17 protein-coding genes are annotated in these 16,681 nt (G+C 56.4%); 11 read left to right on the plus strand and 6 right to left on the minus strand.

Annotated features, from left to right (window positions below; translation table 11 throughout):
- Positions 1-6: 6 nt before the first annotated feature.
- The 3 genes from AC07YV_RS11945 to AC07YV_RS11955 are packed head-to-tail and all read right to left on the minus strand — an operon-like array spanning position 7 to position 3,993.
- On the minus strand, positions 7-699 hold the full coding sequence (locus AC07YV_RS11945) for a cytochrome c oxidase subunit 3 (RefSeq protein ID WP_102699520.1): 693 nt from the start codon (positions 697-699) through the stop codon (positions 7-9).
- The gene (ctaD, locus tag AC07YV_RS11950) at positions 696-2,471 is read right to left on the minus strand and encodes a cytochrome c oxidase subunit I (protein WP_102699519.1); all 1,776 of its coding nucleotides are present in this window, start codon (positions 2,469-2,471) and stop codon (positions 696-698) included. Before ctaD ends, AC07YV_RS11945 begins: the two co-directional genes overlap by 4 nt.
- A gap of 49 nt (positions 2,472-2,520) precedes the next feature.
- Positions 2,521-3,993 (minus strand): cytochrome c oxidase subunit II, encoded by a 1,473-nt coding sequence (locus AC07YV_RS11955; RefSeq protein ID WP_102699518.1) that lies wholly within the window; start codon positions 3,991-3,993, stop codon positions 2,521-2,523.
- A gap of 316 nt (positions 3,994-4,309) precedes the next feature.
- Here AC07YV_RS11955 and AC07YV_RS11960 point away from each other — a divergent pair, with 316 nt between their 5' ends.
- Positions 4,310-4,648 carry a hypothetical protein gene (locus AC07YV_RS11960; RefSeq protein WP_102699517.1) on the plus strand — a complete coding sequence of 113 codons (339 nt, stop codon included), beginning with the start codon at positions 4,310-4,312 and terminating at the stop codon, positions 4,646-4,648.
- A gap of 113 nt (positions 4,649-4,761) precedes the next feature.
- Here the strand turns inward: AC07YV_RS11960 and AC07YV_RS11965 are convergent, their stop codons facing one another.
- Positions 4,762-5,154: a GFA family protein gene (locus AC07YV_RS11965; RefSeq protein ID WP_102699516.1), complete on the minus strand. Its 393-nt coding sequence runs from the start codon at positions 5,152-5,154 to the stop codon at positions 4,762-4,764.
- 34 nt (positions 5,155-5,188) lie between these two features.
- Positions 5,189-6,010 (minus strand): hypothetical protein, encoded by an 822-nt coding sequence (locus AC07YV_RS11970; RefSeq protein ID WP_102699515.1) that lies wholly within the window; start codon positions 6,008-6,010, stop codon positions 5,189-5,191.
- Positions 6,011-6,235: 225 nt separating this feature from the next.
- Here AC07YV_RS11970 and AC07YV_RS11975 point away from each other — a divergent pair, with 225 nt between their 5' ends.
- The 10 genes from AC07YV_RS11975 (at position 6,236) to AC07YV_RS12020 (ending at position 14,687) form a co-directional block, all read left to right on the plus strand.
- Positions 6,236-6,916, plus strand: coding sequence for a DUF3313 domain-containing protein (locus AC07YV_RS11975; protein WP_102699514.1), 681 nt, complete (start codon positions 6,236-6,238; stop codon positions 6,914-6,916).
- Positions 6,917-7,019: 103 nt separating this feature from the next.
- Positions 7,020-7,481, plus strand: coding sequence for a hypothetical protein (locus AC07YV_RS11980; protein ID WP_102699513.1), 462 nt, complete (start codon positions 7,020-7,022; stop codon positions 7,479-7,481).
- A gap of 88 nt (positions 7,482-7,569) precedes the next feature.
- A complete protein-coding gene (locus tag AC07YV_RS11985; RefSeq protein WP_102699512.1) occupies positions 7,570-7,911 on the plus strand; it encodes a hypothetical protein in 342 nt (113 codons plus the stop codon).
- 1,020 nt (positions 7,912-8,931) lie between these two features.
- Positions 8,932-9,753, plus strand: coding sequence for a transcriptional regulator (locus AC07YV_RS11990; RefSeq protein ID WP_102699510.1), 822 nt, complete (start codon positions 8,932-8,934; stop codon positions 9,751-9,753).
- Positions 9,750-10,232, plus strand: coding sequence for a hypothetical protein (locus tag AC07YV_RS11995; RefSeq protein ID WP_102699509.1), 483 nt, complete (start codon positions 9,750-9,752; stop codon positions 10,230-10,232). The genes AC07YV_RS11990 and AC07YV_RS11995 overlap by 4 nt, the downstream gene beginning before the upstream one ends.
- A 180-nt stretch (positions 10,233-10,412) precedes the next feature.
- Positions 10,413-10,700 carry a hypothetical protein gene (locus tag AC07YV_RS12000; protein WP_102699508.1) on the plus strand — a complete coding sequence of 96 codons (288 nt, stop codon included), beginning with the start codon at positions 10,413-10,415 and terminating at the stop codon, positions 10,698-10,700.
- A gap of 131 nt (positions 10,701-10,831) precedes the next feature.
- Positions 10,832-11,164 (plus strand): hypothetical protein, encoded by a 333-nt coding sequence (locus AC07YV_RS12005; RefSeq protein WP_102699507.1) that lies wholly within the window; start codon positions 10,832-10,834, stop codon positions 11,162-11,164.
- Between the two features lie 105 nt (positions 11,165-11,269).
- A complete protein-coding gene (locus AC07YV_RS12010; protein WP_102699506.1) occupies positions 11,270-12,280 on the plus strand; it encodes a helix-turn-helix domain-containing protein in 1,011 nt (336 codons plus the stop codon).
- A 240-nt stretch (positions 12,281-12,520) separates the two neighbouring features.
- Complete coding sequence (locus AC07YV_RS12015) at positions 12,521-14,116, plus strand: EAL domain-containing protein (protein WP_102699505.1); 1,596 nt, start codon at positions 12,521-12,523, stop codon at positions 14,114-14,116.
- A 70-nt stretch (positions 14,117-14,186) separates the two neighbouring features.
- Entirely contained in the window at positions 14,187-14,687 is a 501-nt protein-coding gene (locus AC07YV_RS12020; protein ID WP_102699504.1) for an outer membrane beta-barrel protein, read from the plus strand.
- Positions 14,688-14,768: 81 nt separating this feature from the next.
- On the opposite strand, the gene AC07YV_RS12025 is transcribed toward AC07YV_RS12020, so the two are convergent.
- Positions 14,769-16,385, minus strand: a complete 1,617-nt coding sequence (locus AC07YV_RS12025) for a mechanosensitive ion channel family protein (protein WP_102699503.1) — start codon at positions 16,383-16,385, stop codon at positions 14,769-14,771.
- Between the last annotated feature and the right edge of the window lie 296 nt (positions 16,386-16,681).

The following is a 16,681-nucleotide window of genomic DNA, read 5'->3' on the forward strand; positions in this document are numbered from 1 at the left end:
GGCTTTTCACCTCAGGCCGCAGAATCTGGCGATGGCTTCATAGGTTTGCGGCGTGCTGGACAGCAGAGCGAACAGCACGAACCAGAGACCCAACAAGTAATGCCAATAGATGGCACAGAGTTCTACGCTGGCGCTCAGTTGCGCCAATGGCACATGACGCAGGAATCTGGCGACGATCCAGCACCAGGCGATCAGCCCGCCCAGCAGGTGGAGCCCATGCAGGCCGGTCAACAGATAGAAGAAACTGTTGGCCGGATTGCTGGCGACAAAGTAGCCCAAGGCGACAAACTGCTGCCAGACCCAGACTTGCCCCGCCAGAAAGGCAATTGCAAAGACGCCACCCAATGCGAAACCAATGACGGTCGCGCCCGGGCGAGCCTTTCGGGCAGCCACACGTGACCACTGCAGTGCGATGCAACTCAATAGCAGAAAAGCCGAATTCAGCCATAGCGGCCGCAGATCGCCTAACGGCGCCAAAGGCTCAGTCAGGGGTAGCCAGTCGGCCATTTGTGAACGGGCAATAAAGGCAATCAGGAAGAGGAAGAATAACGAACTCACCACCACCAGAAACAAGCGCAAGCCTACTCTTGCGATTTGACTTCTATTGGCACCCTCGGCGGCCTGAACGCCCTCAGGGTCGCGATTCCAACTGCCGCCGGGGTCAGCGCCGTCGGCGTTTCTCAATAGCAGTCTGTTCATGTCTTGACGTCCGCTATTTTAGTCCCGGCACTGAGTTGCCGCATCTGCTCCAGCTCCTCGGCGGAGACCGTTTGCGGCACGAAATCCTGTTCTATCCCCGGCACGCTGTAGTCATAGGCCCAGCGATGCACGACCGGCAATTTCTCGCCCCAGTTACCGTGTTTCGGCGGGGTGTGCAGCGTTTGCCATTCCAGGCTGGCCCCGCCCCAGGGATTACTGCCGGCGGGCTTGCCCTTGAATGCGCTCCAGGCCATGTTGAACACGAACAGCAACTGGGAAACACCGACAGTCAATGCGATCACCGTAATGAAGGCATTCAGCTCTTGCGCCGACTGCGGGATGAACGCGTAGTTTTCATAGGCGTAGTAGCGACGTGGCATGCCCTGGAAACCCAGGTAGTGCATGGGGAAGAAGATGGCGTAGGTGCCCAGGAAGGTAATCCAGAAATGCAGCTTGCCCAGGGTGTCGTTGTACATGCGCCCGGTGACTTTCGGGAACCAGTGATAAATACCGCCGAACACCACCAATACCGGTGCGACCCCCATGACCATATGAAAATGGGCGACGACGAAATAGGTGTCCGAGAGCGGAATATCCACGATCACATTGCCGAGAAACAACCCGGTCAGACCGCCGACCAGGAAGGTGACGATAAAGGCCAGGGCAAACAGCATCGGCACGGTCAGATGGATGTCGCCGCGCCACAGGGTCAGTACCCAGTTATAGACTTTCAGCGCGGTCGGTACCGCGATGATCAAGGTGCTGACGGCGAAAAAAAAGCCAAAGTACGGGTTCATTCCGCTGACATACATATGGTGCGCCCAGACCACAAAACTCAGTACCCCGATCGCAACAATGGCCCACACCATCATTCGGTAGCCGAAGATGTTTTTACGCGCATGGGTGCTGATCAGGTCGGAGACCAGGCCAAATGCAGGGAGGGCAACGATGTAGACTTCCGGGTGGCCGAAAAACCAGAACAAGTGCTGGAACAATATCGGGCTGCCACCCTGGTGATCGAGCTGCTGCCCCAGCGAGACCATCGCCGGCATGAAGAAGCTGGTGCCCAACAGCTTGTCAAACAACATCATGACCGCGCTGACGAACAACGCCGGGAAGGCCAGCAAGGCCATGATCGAGGCCATGAAGATGCCCCACACCGAGAGCGGCATGCGAAACAATGTCATGCCGTGCGTGCGCGCCTGCAATACGGTGGTGACGTAGTTCAACCCGCCCATGGTGGCGGCGACAATGAAAATCGCCAGTGAGACGAGCATCAGGACAATGCCCCACTCGACGCCCGGTGTCCCCTGGGCGATGGACTGTGGCGGATAGAGCGTCCAGCCGGCACCCGTGGGGCCGCCCGGGACGAAAAAGCTGCTGAGCAACACCACTACCGCCAGCAGGTAAAACCAGAAACTGAGCATGTTGACATAGGGGAAGACCATGTCGCGGGCGCCCACCATCAGCGGGATCAGATAGTTGCCGAAGCCCCCCAGAAACAAGGCCGTCAGCAAGTAGATGACCATGATCATGCCGTGCATGGTCATCGCCTGATAATAAGTATTGGCATCCATGAACGCCAAACTGCCAGGGAAGCCTATCTGCATGCGCATCAAGCCGGACAGCACCAGGGCGACAAGCCCCACGAACAGAGCCGTCAAGGAATATTGAATGGCTATGACCTTGTGGTCCTGACTCCAGATGTATTTGGTCAGGAAGCTTTTGGGCTCGTGCAGTGCTTCTGTTTCGGCTTGCTCCGCATAGGCCATCACGTCATCCTCGTTCCGAAGTTTCAGTGTGTTTCTGGCTGCTTTACGGCTACTTCCCTGGCTCCGCCTTGGTCGCATCAGCGTCAGCATTCGCTTTGGATTTGATAAAAGCGATCAGTGCATTCAGTTCCTCGTCACTCGGAGCCAGGGCCGGCATGACGGCTGCGTAGCCCTTGACGATTTTGGCATTGGGATGAAGAACCGAATCTTTGATATAGCCCTCATCGACCTTTACGCTCGTATCGTCGGCAAGGGTTTCCGTCTTGCCATACAGACCCAGCCAGCTGGGGCCGACGCCCTTGTTGCCATCGACGCTGTGGCAGGCCAGGCAGCCAAGCGACCCGGCCAGTCGCTGCCCCTGCGCCACCAGGTCTTCGCCCGGGCTCGACGCTTCGCCGGTCGAAGGTTGATCGTCTTGCGGTGCAGCACCCAGTGATTTGATCAGGGCGATGACAGCTCCCAGTTCGTCGTCCTTGAGAGTATAGGCCACCATGACCGGTGGGTAGCCCTGTACCAGGCGAGCCTTCGGATCGACAATCGACTCCTTCAGGTAGGCCTCGTCGACCCGCACACTGGTGCCATCGGCAAGCTGTTCAGTGCGGCCGTACAGCCCCTTCCATCCCGGGCCGAGACTGGCACTGCCATCCTGGCTATGGCAGGCCTTGCAGCCTAGCTGTTCGACCAACTGGCGGCCTTTTTCCAGCACGCTGTCTCGACCGGGTTTGGCAGTTGTGGTCAATGTCTGCGCAAAAGTCGGTTGGCCTTTTAGCCATTGATCGAAGACGCCCTGCTCTTCCACGATCATATGGCCACGCATGTTGTAATGACCTACACCACAAAATTCAGCGCAAAGGACTTCGTATTTTCCGGTTTTAGTCGGCGTAAACCAGAAGTACGACACCATCCCTGGCACCATATCCATCTTGCTGCGAATTTGCGGTACATAGAAATCGTGCAGGACATCTTTAGAGCGCAGTAAAACTTTCACCGGCCGATCGAGCGGAAGGCGAACTTCATTATTCATGACCAGCACATCGTCCTGCCCGGCAGGGTCCCTGGGATCAAGGCCGAGGGGATTGGTGGAGTCGACAAACTTTATATCCGACTTGCCCAGCTTTGCGTCTTGCCCGGCAAAACGATAGGCCCACTGCCACTGCTGGCCGACCACTTCAAGTTCGTAGGCATCTTTCGGTACCCGGATGAAATCGTTGTAGACAACCAGACCTGGCGCCAACATCCCGGCGATACCTGCCGAAGTAACGATGATCAACCATGATTCCAGCTTTTTGTTTTCCGGCTGATAGGCCGCCCTGGAACCCGCCTTGTGACGATACCGAATCACCGCTACCGCCATGAACCCGGTGATGGCAATGAAAAATATCCCGCTGATGATCAGGGTGATGAACAGGGTGGTGTCTATGGATCCCCAGTTGGAAGCGGCCGGTGTCGCATGCCAGGGCGCCAGTATGTGGAATAGCACGGAGGCAATAACGATGAGTATCAAGACAATTGCTATTGCCATTTGCTCTTCATCCTATTCCTGTTGTTCATTGCTCATGCAATAAGCATCGCCACTGACGTCCAAGCAGGGCCGACAAATACCACCCGTCCGGGCGTTAAAGTCAGTAAGAAGTATAGAGCGATCGGCTTGTACCGTGAGGCCGGCAAGGGAGTTCCGGTTGCCAGCTATACTTGAGTGCTGATGACGGATGGCAAAGTTCGCCCGCAAGCGCCCGCAAAGTTCGAACCCTGCCCTTGCAGCGTCGTCAAACGAATGTGGTGACATTGAGCAGGGACGATAGCCACACAGTCCAGCAATCCACATGGGAGGTTTCGTCATGAGTGCCCTGACGATCGAAGGCTGGTGCAAAACCAGCAGCGACCAAAAGTCCACCCCGATGGGGGAAGTCCATTTCTACGTCGACGGACCGCTCCATCTCCGTCTGGAAGAGGCCGAAGAGCGCCTGCAGAAGACCCACGAGCGTGAAGCCATGGTCGATGTCGATATGGACTCGATGGATTTGATCATGCCCGAGGGATTCGCGCCCTTGTCCGACTGTCAGATGCGTGTCTATCTGCACCACGAACGCGGTCAGTTTCATCTGGTCGGGCATCGTGCGAGCGATGGCAGCCTGATTTATACCAACGCGGTGTTGATCGATCAGCTGCTTGAGTAGCGGCGAGAGATTCGCTGCACCGATTTTCCTGCGCGGTGCGGTGCTGAAAACTCACTGATCGTTGAACCGGACACTCGGAGTCTCAAGACCTGGCGTACCGCAACGCGTGCCCGCTAGTCCTCAAAGCGCCCGGTGGAATCCCGATCGCGCTCATAGCGTCGTGTGAGTGCAAAGGCCGGCAACCAGGCCTCACGTCGCACGACCCAGCTCTCATAGGTCGGCTTCAATTGGTCCGGGGCATCCAGCGACCCGAGGTTCACTTCGATTTCGTCTGCGCTGCGCGCAAACACGGATGAACCGCAGTGCGGGCAGAAATGCCGTCCGGCGTAGTCACGTGTTTCGCCCTCGATCGTCACGGCATCCTGATGAAATATCGCGGATGCGTGAAACAGCGCCCCATGATGCTTGCGGCAGTCGAGACAGTGACAAACGCCCACCCGGAACGGGCGCCCCGATGCGACAAGGCGCACCTTGCCGCACAAACAACCGCCGGTGAATCGGTCCATGGGTTATCTCCTCCAGGCCGTCCGCAACGGCGTATCAGCGTGGAAACAGGAACGTCACGGCGGCGCGAAAGCCCCAGCCTTGCGGGCCGTCTTCCGGGCTGTCGAGCCAGTAGCGCGGGCCGGCCTGCACCGTCAGCGGTTGACCGCCGATCTTCAACAATTGGGTGACCGTGAGGTTGACCGGTACCGACCATTCCCGCGATTGCCAGTTGTAGGTTGACTCGGTGTTGACCCCGTAGGTCGTAAGCGTATGGGTGGTGTACGAGAGGAAGGGTTGCAGGAAGGTCTGGTTGACCTTTTCCTTGTCGTCCGGCGGGCTGTCGTCCAGGCCCCAGATATGGTTGGCCAGAATGCCGCGGGTCCAGCCATTGGACTGTTTCAACGCCACCCCCGTCGGGCCCAGGCCCCACTGCTCGCTGCCGAGCAACTCGTCACTGCCGGTCGGTATCAGCAACGCCGGGCCGGCACCGAGTATCCAGCCACTGGCCGTCGGCTTGGTTGGCGAGAAGAAAAAACTCTGGGTGATATCGCCGCTGCCGGTTTTGTCCGCCGCGCCATCGGGGGCCAGGCCGTGCTGATCGATGATCGGCAAAATGGTGCGAGAAATGAGATTCCAGTCCTCGTTCAGGGCAAACGGCAGCACCGGCTGGATATTGGTCACGCTGTGCATGCCCTCCCCGGTCGGCCCCATTTTCTGGTCCCAGTTGTACTGCACCGGCAGGCTGTACATCGCGGCGACCGGGTTGAGGGCTTTCTTCGCCAACTCTGCCGCATCCTCGCCCTGAGCCAACGGGATGAAGCCCAACGCAACGACGAGTGTCGACGCGCTACCCATCCACCCTTCTTTCAAATCCATCTCACTCACCTGTCGTTGTCAAAAACCGGCGTTGCAAAGGGTTAGCGTAGGCAACTGTGATCGATGTGCAACCCGGCCCTGCCCCTCGCTGGCCGTGTGTTTAACGGTTTTTGAGAGTTTTTGATTCGGATTATCCCGCTGCTGCAGGCAGCATTCGGCCCGCATTGACCGGCGTGCAAACACCTGTACCCGAATGACAACTTTCATCACGTGAGAACCGAACACATGGGCATGTCGAATAAATGGATTGCGGGTATTGCTTTGAGCTGTGTATTTCAGGTCGGCTGTGTCTCGCAAGTGGCGCAACAGGAGCAATACTCGGGCTTCCTGGGCAATTACCAGGGCCTGGAGGAGCAAACGACACCGAGTGAACAGAAGGTCCTGCGCTGGGTATCGCCGGGGTTCGATCCTCGCGCGTACTCCACTGTGGTGTTCAGGCAGATGGAGCTGTACCCGTCGCCGAAGCCGACCGCGCGCGTCAGCCTGAAGACCCTGCAAGACCTGCAATTGATGGCCAGCAACAGCGTCAAGCAAGCCTTTTCCCGCCGCTATGCGATCGTCCCTTATCCACAACTGGCACCGACCAATTCGCGATCGCTGATCCTGCAAGCGGCGATCACTCACGTCAGCGCCAACAACGAAGGCATGCACTGGTATGAGGCCGTTCCAATCGGCGCCATTGTCGGGGCCACACAAGCAGCCACCGGCCATCGGGATCAGACTGCCGAGATGTACATCGAAGCCAACCTGATCGATGCCAAGACCGGTATGCCGGTCGCGAAGATGGTTCGCAAGGTGTTTGGCGCGACACTCGACAATGCCCAACAGCCGGTGCTTGCCAGTGACTTCAAGGTCGCGCTCAAAAGCATGACAGACGATATGCAGGCCCTGCTCCTCAAGCACTGATGCCTGGATAAACCCCATCGCACGCAGACGGGCATGGGGTTTCAACCGCGCTTGTTCCCTGACAAACCGTCAGCCGTGCCGACGCCTGACGTGAGACCCCATCATGAAAATACTGGCCCATACCCTCGCGGTGCTGATGCTGTTGCAGAGCACCAGCGCCCTGGCAGTGACGGTGATCCCCCTCAAAGGACAGACTTCCCAGGCCATCGCGCAGGACACCAGTGCCTGCCAATCCCAGGCCAACGCACAACATCCGGTACAAAGCACCGTGCCAACCGGTGGACGAGCAAAGGGCGCCGCAACCGCCGCCGTGGCCGGGGCGACCGCGGCTGAGGTCCGGGGCCGCCAACATGAAAACGTCTATGACCAGATCGACGACGACACCCGGCAAGACTATCGCCAGAACCACGCGCGCAGTGCCGCGGCGGCCGGCGCCGTGGTGGGGGCTTCCAGACAACGCCAGGCGCGCCGGCAGAATAATGCGGCGAGCGAGCAAAACGTCACCGCCAACAACTCCGTCTATAGCAGCTGCCTGCAGCAGCGTGGCTACGATGTCTTGCCTTGATCGGCGGCGACAATGACCAGAAACATTGGCCGACCTTCTTCACCATGACTCAACGAACCGAACCGAATCGAATTTGAGGACTTCACCGATGCGCCTTGCAGGTGTTCCTGTCGTGATGCTCGCTTCCTGGCTCCTGGCCGGTTGCGCGGCCTCCCCTAACAACCCGACCTCATCGCTGCAAACGGACAAATCGCCCGAGCAGTATGTCGACTGCCTTGTACCGAAGTTGAAAGACAACGCGATGAGCCCGGTCGTATCCGGGAGCGAGCGCAGTTACCGGGTTGTCGTTTCGAGCAAAATTGCCGTAGACACCGTGCTGGAAACCCACAGGGCACAGGATGGTGGCAAGGTGTATTTGTACGAGCGCCAGTTGCTGGCCTCGACCTTCAGGCCATCGAGCATCGAGCGTGCCGCGCAGGAATGCCTGTAACGCCGATACCCCCCGCAAAAAAGGTTCTTCACGCCTCCCGGGAACCTGTAGGAGCCAGCCTGCTGGCGATGGACTCCAGTGCGCCGCGTTCATCCAGGTCACACGCGTTATCGTTGACGACCATCGCAGGCAAGCCAGCTCCCACAGGGGGCCCTGCCCACGCTGAAACTGTAGGAGCCAGCCTGCTGGCGATGGACTCCAGTGCGCCGCGTTCATCCAGGTCACACGCGTTATCGTTAACGACCATCGCTGCGATGCGGCGACCCGACAAGCCAGCTCCCACATGGGACCATGCCCACGCTGAAACTGTAGGAACCAGCTTGCTGGCGATGGACACAAGTGCCCCGCGTTCATCCGGTTCACACGCGTTATCGTTAACGACCATCGCTGGCAAGCCAGCCCCTGCAATTTCCCGAACGCAAAAAAAAACCCCGCGTCCTCCATGAAGGGCGCGGGGCAAATGCCGTTGAACGAGAGGTGAGGATCGTTTACGCCGCGCATGAACGCGATGAGAGTCAACGCTCCTCGAGATCCATTAAAAGCGCTAACGAGCCTGGTTCAAAGCTAATTGAAATCAAAAATAATCTGCCGTTGACCGGGTGCACAAACAACAATCATTGACTTGTATTGTGAACCTCTCGACCCGTCCGGGAGCAACCAATGCCTTGTCCGGACAGCGCAGGCAATCCGCCCAGACCCTGGCTACACGCAAATCCACCCACCCGAGCTTGCAGTTTTCGGATAGCGCAAAACATCCATTCAAAGCATCATTCGTACTGTCAAAATCAAAACCCGTGGGTCATCCAGCAATGCTTTTCCTTCGTTTGATTCAACTGATACCGCTGACAGGCAGGGCTGTTTACCGCGCCGCGCGCTCCTGAACCGAGCCGGTCCCGCATCGTAAAGGCTCCACAGTGAGCCTTGCGCCTGGTCCTCATCCATTTCATCTCCCAGTCCCGAATGTACCGAGCCAACTCCGGCCCCTATACTCAGGCCAGTACGCCTGATCGGAAGATTTCTATGAGCTACACCTTCAAGTTGAAAAATGGTGCCGTGGCGAAATTCGACCCGGACAGCGCCATGCTCACCCTTACAACACCCCATGGAGATGTACAGAATTCCACGCTAGGTAGAGCCGAGTCGCGTCTATTGGACCTGCTGCTCATGGAGCCAGGTGTCACTAAAAGCCGCGATGAGATCATCGACTACACCTGGAATGACCGCGTGGTTGCTTCCGGCAGTTTGAACCAAACCGTTTTCTCACTACGAAACATTTTGAATGACAGTCGCGATCACGAGATCCTGATGACTGTTCCTCGCCGGGGATATTGCTTCAACCGGCACTTTGTAGTCGATGCAGCAGCAGAAGTACCGCCACCTTCAGAAGAAACTGTGCAGCCACCCGCCGCCACGCCTGGACAACGACCGCCGCCGGATGGCGATGAGTTGCTGGCGCCCTCAAGTAACACCGAAAAATCCACCCGCATTACCAAGGCGCAACTGATCGCTTATATCGTGACCCTGGCAGTGGTTGCCTTGACGGTCTTTCAGTTCGACTTCGAAGCGCCAAAAATTGAAATTTCCAGCGTCGACAAGAATGGACTGATCATCCACGCCGTAGGCAATGACCTTGCCGAGGCACAAGCGTTGATGGAACTGTCGGCCAAACAATCAGAACAGCTTCCACTCAACCTGAAGGGGCAAGTCTGGATCAACCTGTATAAAACCAACTATTCCGTTTCGTGCATTCGCCCGGATCTAAGCACTGCAAATCTACAATTAAACAGCAGCGAAAGAGACCTCGCCATGATGATTCGTCAATGCTTGGAAGTCACCTTATGAAGTTTGAAATCCCGCAAGCGGTTCACTGGCCGGTTATCGCCTTGATCAATGCACTCTGCATTTTCTCCTTTTTTTATTCTCCTTCGCACTACATGGAAAATACCAGCTATCAAACAAAGGCCCGGCAATGGCTGGAAGATCTCAACCAACTCAACACCGAAGAGTATCTCACTATCGGGCATGGTCGACTCACCGGGACCACGCTGGAAAGCCTGAATGGGAAAATCCGCAATGCAACCATATCGGCCAATATAATCAGAGAAAGTAAAACGCAAGTACAAATCAAAATCAGCAACGTCAAACTCAGTCAGGACAATGAACTCTTTGCCATTGAAAAGACCCCTGACCTGTTCTTCAGACGCCAATACGTCTTGCAAGAAGGTGCCATTCTGAACTACGAATTGATACCGACACAAAATAAAAACGCCGTATGTTTTTACATACATGATCTTGGCCGTTTGCGTTGCATGAACCATTAATTGAGTCAGCACCCGCTTGGCACAGGCTCATATCAAAGATTACTCCTAATAAAAATAACAGTTATTGACTTGAATCAGATGGCGTCCCGGAAAAAAATTCCCCGCCAATAATCTCTGGAATCGAGCCTGCTTGATTCTCGTCCGGGACAATGCCCTACACAGGGGAATCAAGTGAAAACAATGCATTTCCTGCGCAGCAATAAATCGACGACCTTCGGATGCCTGGCGGTTCTATTTCTGTCTGCCCTGCCCTTTTGTTCGTTAGCGAGCGACGAACATTCCGTTGAAAGCACGACCATTGAATACTATGAAATTCAAACAAACCCGGATGACACTCAGAAGTTATCGCATCTGAAAATTCATAGTGAGAATGAGTATCATGCGGACGAGCAGGACAGTGATTCAGCCCTCCCTCCTCCACAAAGTGATACCGGAATGAGCTACGCCACCTCGCTCATATTACTTTGAACCTGGCAAATATGAGTTATTGACTTTGGAAGGCGCAGTCGGGGTGAGATTATTTGCAGACCACGCCGTGGCAGAGATGCAGCTGGCACCAGGTTCTGCCTGAATAAACTGTAAATAAGGAAATCGCCTCGATGCTACTGAAAAACTTCGTCACCGTGTCGTTTGGTTTATTGCTCTCTCTCAAGGCCATGGCCGACGACAAGGGCATCTACAGTGCAAAATTGGCGAGTGTCGAAACCAACAAGAAGGCTCCGGATTCTGTGAAAACTGGCTATCAGGTAAAAACGGGTTACCGTATTGACGACTTTTATTCCTTTACGGCGGCAGCCATTGACCCGATGAAACCCCAATCGAAAATCTTCAGCCCGATGGTTGACCCGCGCAACGTACAGCAGCTGGACGACTCACCATCGCACAGCAATTACGCATTTTCAGCGGAACTGGAAATAGTCCGGGGACTCTGACAACCCTCCCGATGCGGCTGTACCTTCATCCAGCATGTGACCGTCACCGCCGCGCGGACAGTCATTGCCTGACCCTAATCATTTAACAGGTGAGCTTTCAATTTCATGAGTATCGCACCTCCCGATGAAATCTTTCATTTGTCTTCCGCCTCGCCGAGCCAACTGAACAGAACAATAGGCAATTGGGAAATGAGCCTTATCCCGACCGAGCATGAGGCGCACATCCGGCAACATAAGCTCTTTCACAGCCCTGAACTGCAATGCAGTCGCCTCGAGTTCGACTCATCCGTCACCCTGGTCAGTTCTGTCCCCGCCGGATTCGTGACATTCGCCATCTCGCAGGCCCCGATTGGCCGCCCCCTCGTGAACAATCAAAAACTACGGCCTGACGAAATCATCGTACTGCACAGCGACGAATCGGTGCATTACACCTGCGAACCGAATGAAACACTGTTCACCCTCACCACAACACTGGAGCACTACGACCGGTGCCGCCAACATCACCCTGTCATAGACATCCTTGCGAACAGAACACGACACAGCTACCAGGTTGATAACTTTCAATTCATACAGGCTGCCATTCAAGCCATCAGCGCTTGCTGTGTCGACATCAATGACTCTGCCTCCCCACAGTACGCTGAAGCAGAGTGTTCAACGATTGCGGTACTTGCGTCTGTATTGCAGTCATTGACCCCCGCTGGCGGCTTTAGACGTAAAGTCCCCACCAGACGGAAGGTGGCGATAGAAGCCATCGAGTACATTCATGACAATATCAAGAAAACGCTCACCATAAAGTCACTCGTAAGGCAACTTGAGACGACTACCCGCACCCTGCATTTTGGCTTTATCGAGACATTCGGGATGTCGCCAATTGCCTATATCAGAAACTTGAGACTCGCCAGTGCCCGCCGCGACCTGATCAATAAAACATGGCCCACTGTGACGGAAACCGCCATGTTCTGGAACTTTCATCATCTGGGCCGTTTTTCCAAGGCCTATCAGACTGCTTACGGAGAGACACCGTCAGAAACGGCCAGGCGCAACTCAGACAGGCCCAGGAACATCACCTCATCCCTATACAATCAGGTCGTTGGCACGTTTCCATCAACTCCCTGAAAATGAGGATTAATAATTTCCGTTGATTAACCCTGGATGCTGACAATTGCTTGTTTTCCCACTCAAGGAGATAAGCATGCTTCATCGAATAAATACGCTGCCACTCAAGCAAAAAATCATGCTGTGCATGAGCGCCTATGTCAGCGGCATCTTGTTGGCCTGGGTCATTGACTGGTACTGAAGAGGTTTAACTCGCGACTGCAAGGTGCACAGTGAAATAATGATACCTCGGGGTTTTCGATGATTTCCGTATATAAAGCGTTATTTGGAAGGCACGCAATCACTGTATGTCTGATTGCTGCAGCGGGTTGGGCCGCATGGTTCTGTGCCGCAGGTTTGGCGGAGTCAGTCATTGCACGGAAGTTGAATAACGTTTATGCCGATCTGCGTGCGGCTCAAGTGGAGCCCAATGCGCAGATCGACAAGGTACTGGAAGCCCTCGGCGATCTTGATCGCTCAGGTCAGGAATGCTCCGTCGAGCAGTATTCACAACTGTCCGACCTGGTTAAAGACCTGCGATTTGTTGATCAAGCGGCAATCCAGTTGCCCAATGGCAAGCTCTGCTCCTCCTATGGACAAGAACTGCCGTCGATGCTGGCCGGTAATGAGAAGCGCAAGTTCTCCGTTGGCAAGCGAACCTATTGGGTCGATTCCGGCCACGCTGTTTCTGCGGACACCGACTTTATCATCGTGTCGGAACAGTCGACCTACGTCTGGGCAAACAAGAAGATCCTGCTCGACAACTTGAAGTTTCCCGAGGACCTGCAACTGGACCTCATCGGCCCCGGCGGCGCAGTACCCATTGCCTCTACTGGCCTCAAGCCCCTGCAGATGCTGAAGCCGTTCCACCTTGAAGAACTGGTCACCTCGGCAGACAAGGCCCTCATCGCTTTTGCGGGCAACCGAAATGAACTCATCTCGGTCATTTCACTTCCGTCGAGTTACCTGACAGGTCTCAAATTCAAATTATTCATTGGCCTTGCGTGCGTGTTCGCCGCGCTGCTCTTGCTCGCAAGGCGTATCCAACGGCATTACACCTCTACTGCCGTACGACTTCGCAAAGCCCTGAACGCCAATACGCTGGGTGTTCACTATCAGCCGATCGTCAACTTGAAGACGGGCTATCTGGTGGGTGCCGAATCACTTTCGCACTGGAGCGACAACGGTACCCCTGTGCCTGCGGACGTGTTCATTGCGGTGGCGGAGAAGTCTGACCTGATCCGCAAACTGACGCGTTCGGTGATTCGACAAGTAGCGGAGGATTACAGCACTTACCTTTGGGCGTGCAAGGATTTCTACATTACGGTCAATCTGTCCGCCCAGGATATTCAGGACCCGGACTTTCCAGACTATGTGGCCAGCGTGCTGGCAACCTACAACATGCCTGTGTCAGCCATGGCCTTTGAAATCACCGAAAGAACCATGCTCGACCAGAAGCCAGCCGCCATGCAATTGCGACGGCTTCGGGCGTGCGGTCATCGCATCGCCGTGGACGACTTCGGTATCGGCTATTCCAACCTCTCGCTCCTCGATTCAGTGCCTTTCGACATTCTGAAAATAGATCGCTCGTTCATCGCCGGCGACAAGATCGCAGCCGAGGATGCCCTGTGGCGACACATTGCCCAGCTGGCCAGGTCGCTAAGACTCAAGGTCGTGGCCGAAGGTGTCGAGACTGCGGAGCAACTGCCGCATCTGGTTGCAGAGGGCGTCCTGTTGGCACAAGGCTGGCTGTTCTCCAAAGCGCTGCCTGCCCAGGCACTGGCAAGGCGCTACTTTCAATGCCCGGCAAACAACCCGCCTCACGACCCGAAAATATCAATCAATGATTTCTATTAGCCCCCCATGGCCCCTCAAATGCTCGCCGAACCCTAACACCTGACAAACCTGTACAAGGACTCCACTACACATGCTACTTCGAAACCTTGGCTTCGCTTCACTGCTATCGCTGCTGTCTTTCCAGGCGCTCGCTGATGACAAAGGTTTGTATCTTGGAGCTGGCGTAAGCAGCATCCAGACCGAAGAATCCCGACTGGACGACGAGGACACCAGCTACAAAGTTTATGCAGGCTATCGCGTCAACAGCTACCTGGCCTTCGAAGGTGCCTACGTCGATCTCGGTCAATTCAAGGACAAGAACATCGATTTCGAAGGCAAGTCGGCTCAGGCTGCCGCCCACGTCGGCTTTCCGCTGGGTGATCGGGTGCGGTTGTTCGGCAGTGTCGGTGCCCACGCCTGGGACGCCGACGGCAATGCCACCGACGACGATACCGGGGTTGACCTGACCTACGGCCTCGGCGTGGAGTTCGATGTCTTTCGCAACATCGGTGTGCGCGCTGAATACGAAGTGCTGGAGGTCGGAGAGATCGACCTGAACCAGACGACTGCATCCGCCTATATGCTTTTTTAACACCGCTGCAACTGAGCGACCGGTCCACGGTCGCTCATCGAACTTGCCGCAATGTCCGTCCTCGCCCTGCCCCCCCTGCCATTATTTCAACGTCTCCTCCGACTCTTGCGCCGGCACCATGTACCACTTGTCCCTGGGCACCCATTTCTCCTGTTGCGGATCACCCAGATAGTGCGGCGACATGATCTGTACGCCGTACTCGTTGAACACATCCTGGATGTTGGCGTGCAGCATGCTCAGCAGCACTGCTCGTGGCCGTGGCTGACTGGGGATGGCCTGGGCCACCAACCGGTACTCGGGGTAGAAATCCGACAACGCCGTCTGGAATACCTGCGGCGGTGGGGTTTCGAGGACGCCGGGCGTGCGTCTGGCGGCTTCCAGCAACATCCCTTCGACCTGTCGCCAGGGGGTGTCATAGCCAATGGTGACCACGGTGTCGACCACATATCCGGGGCCTTGTACCACCCGTGAATAGTTCTTGGTGACCGTGCCGGTGATCATCGAATTGGGCAAGGTCAGCACCTCGCCCAGGCCGGTACGAATGCTGGTGGTGAACATGCCCAGTTCAGTGACCGTGCCTTCGTGCTCGCCAATGCGCACGAATTCACCGGGGCGCAGGGTCCGGGTGTACGTCAGGATCAACCCGGCCGCCGCCTGCCCGACGACGCTGGAAGCACCCAGCGAGATCATCAGGCCGACCAGCACCGACAAGCCTTTGAACGCATCGGTACCGGCACCCGGCAAGTAGGGATAAGCCATGGCCAGGGCAAACAGCCAGATCGCCAGCGACGTCAGGCGCTGGGTGGGTTTCAGGGTTTCGTGGTTCAGCCAGTTGAAGGTGCCGGGCGTGGCCATGCGCCGCAGTATCCGCCGAGAGAAGGCTGTCGCGCCTCGCGCAATGAAGAAGATCGCCAGCGCCACGCCAAGCCCGGGGATGGCCCCGAGAATCCCTTGCAGCAAATAGTCGGCGACTTCCAGCAGATAGTTGTTAAGGCTTTCACCCCAGGGCCGGGTATAGGGAAAACGCGACAGGACAAACCCCAGCCACTCGTAGGTGAGCAACAGCACGATGACCCAGCGCAGCACTTCCAGCACACGGCTGACCAAGGGATAGAGGAAGTTGGCGTCGATCAGCGGCACCCGCCCGACCTTCAGGGCCTGGGTGTGCCGATGCATCAGGTCGGGCAGTTTTTTCAGCAGTTTGCGCCGTAGAAAAGCCATGGCCAGGAGCAGGCCCAGATAGATACCGGTGGCGAGCAGCGCGGCGCCCACCGACCGGAGTATCAAGTGCAGGCTGCGAGCTTCCTGGGTTTCGGCCACCACCTGACGCAGTTTTTCAGCCGCGGCTTCGGCGGCTTGCTGCACCGAGTCGAATTCGGTGGCATCGAAATCGTTGGGCGTAACGATGAAAGCGCGGCGAGAACCGAGCAGCACCATGTAGCTTGTCATGATCGGGTCGAGGGTAACCTTCAGGTCGTCGGCCTCGTCCAGCGCCTCTCCGATCACCGCTTTCGCCCGTTTGACCCGCGAGGCCGGGGCTTCACCGAGGAGAGTCGCGCGAAACACCACGACACTGCGGTTGGCCACTTTCAGTTCAGCAGGCGCATCGGCCACCTTTGGTGAATCCTCGGCCCACAGCTGCAACGACCAGAACAACCCGAAAACAGTGAACAATACAACGAGCAGCCTGCTCCGCATCTGTCAGATCCCTACTTCACAAATTTCTGGTCGAGTGTACGTACCGCAGCGTAGTTCACCGATGAACGGTTGTCAGATGGGTGCTTCTGTAGGAGCGAGCCTGCTCGCGAAAAACCAGAGAACACCGCGGGGCACCTGCCAGCCCGCGTTATCGTTGACGACCATCGCGAGCGAGCTCGCTCCTACAGGGTTTGTGTTTTCGCCGGCGACCAACGCCATCTGTAGGAGCGAGCCTGCTCGCGAAAAACCAGAGAACACCGCGGGGCACCTGCCAGCCCGCGTTATCGTTGACGACC

It is taken from the genome of Pseudomonas sp. GW456-E7 (genome assembly GCF_059424105.1).

Bases quoted from the DNA above. Each gene is read 5' to 3' on its own strand.
- AC07YV_RS11970 (WP_102699515.1), bottom strand. From the start codon at position 6,010: ATGGATTTGAAAGAAGGGTGGATGGGTAGCGCGTCGACACTCGTCGTT.
- AC07YV_RS11960 (WP_102699517.1), top strand. From the start codon at position 4,310: ATGAGTGCCCTGACGATCGAAGGCTGGTGCAAAACCAGCAGCGACCAA.
- AC07YV_RS11985 (WP_102699512.1), top strand. From the start codon at position 7,570: ATGCGCCTTGCAGGTGTTCCTGTCGTGATGCTCGCTTCCTGGCTCCTG.
- ctaD (WP_102699519.1), bottom strand. From the start codon at position 2,471: ATGGCCTATGCGGAGCAAGCCGAAACAGAAGCACTGCACGAGCCCAAA.
- AC07YV_RS12020 (WP_102699504.1), top strand. From the start codon at position 14,187: ATGCTACTTCGAAACCTTGGCTTCGCTTCACTGCTATCGCTGCTGTCT.
- AC07YV_RS11990 (WP_102699510.1), top strand. From the start codon at position 8,932: ATGAGCTACACCTTCAAGTTGAAAAATGGTGCCGTGGCGAAATTCGAC.
- AC07YV_RS11995 (WP_102699509.1), top strand. From the start codon at position 9,750: ATGAAGTTTGAAATCCCGCAAGCGGTTCACTGGCCGGTTATCGCCTTG.
- AC07YV_RS11975 (WP_102699514.1), top strand. From the start codon at position 6,236: ATGGGCATGTCGAATAAATGGATTGCGGGTATTGCTTTGAGCTGTGTA.
- AC07YV_RS11945 (WP_102699520.1), bottom strand. From the start codon at position 699: ATGAACAGACTGCTATTGAGAAACGCCGACGGCGCTGACCCCGGCGGC.
- AC07YV_RS12000 (WP_102699508.1), top strand. From the start codon at position 10,413: ATGCATTTCCTGCGCAGCAATAAATCGACGACCTTCGGATGCCTGGCG.
- AC07YV_RS11955 (WP_102699518.1), bottom strand. From the start codon at position 3,993: ATGGCAATAGCAATTGTCTTGATACTCATCGTTATTGCCTCCGTGCTA.
- AC07YV_RS12015 (WP_102699505.1), top strand. From the start codon at position 12,521: ATGATTTCCGTATATAAAGCGTTATTTGGAAGGCACGCAATCACTGTA.
- AC07YV_RS12010 (WP_102699506.1), top strand. From the start codon at position 11,270: ATGAGTATCGCACCTCCCGATGAAATCTTTCATTTGTCTTCCGCCTCG.
- AC07YV_RS12025 (WP_102699503.1), bottom strand. From the start codon at position 16,385: ATGCGGAGCAGGCTGCTCGTTGTATTGTTCACTGTTTTCGGGTTGTTC.
- AC07YV_RS11965 (WP_102699516.1), bottom strand. From the start codon at position 5,154: ATGGACCGATTCACCGGCGGTTGTTTGTGCGGCAAGGTGCGCCTTGTC.
- AC07YV_RS12005 (WP_102699507.1), top strand. From the start codon at position 10,832: ATGCTACTGAAAAACTTCGTCACCGTGTCGTTTGGTTTATTGCTCTCT.
- AC07YV_RS11980 (WP_102699513.1), top strand. From the start codon at position 7,020: ATGAAAATACTGGCCCATACCCTCGCGGTGCTGATGCTGTTGCAGAGC.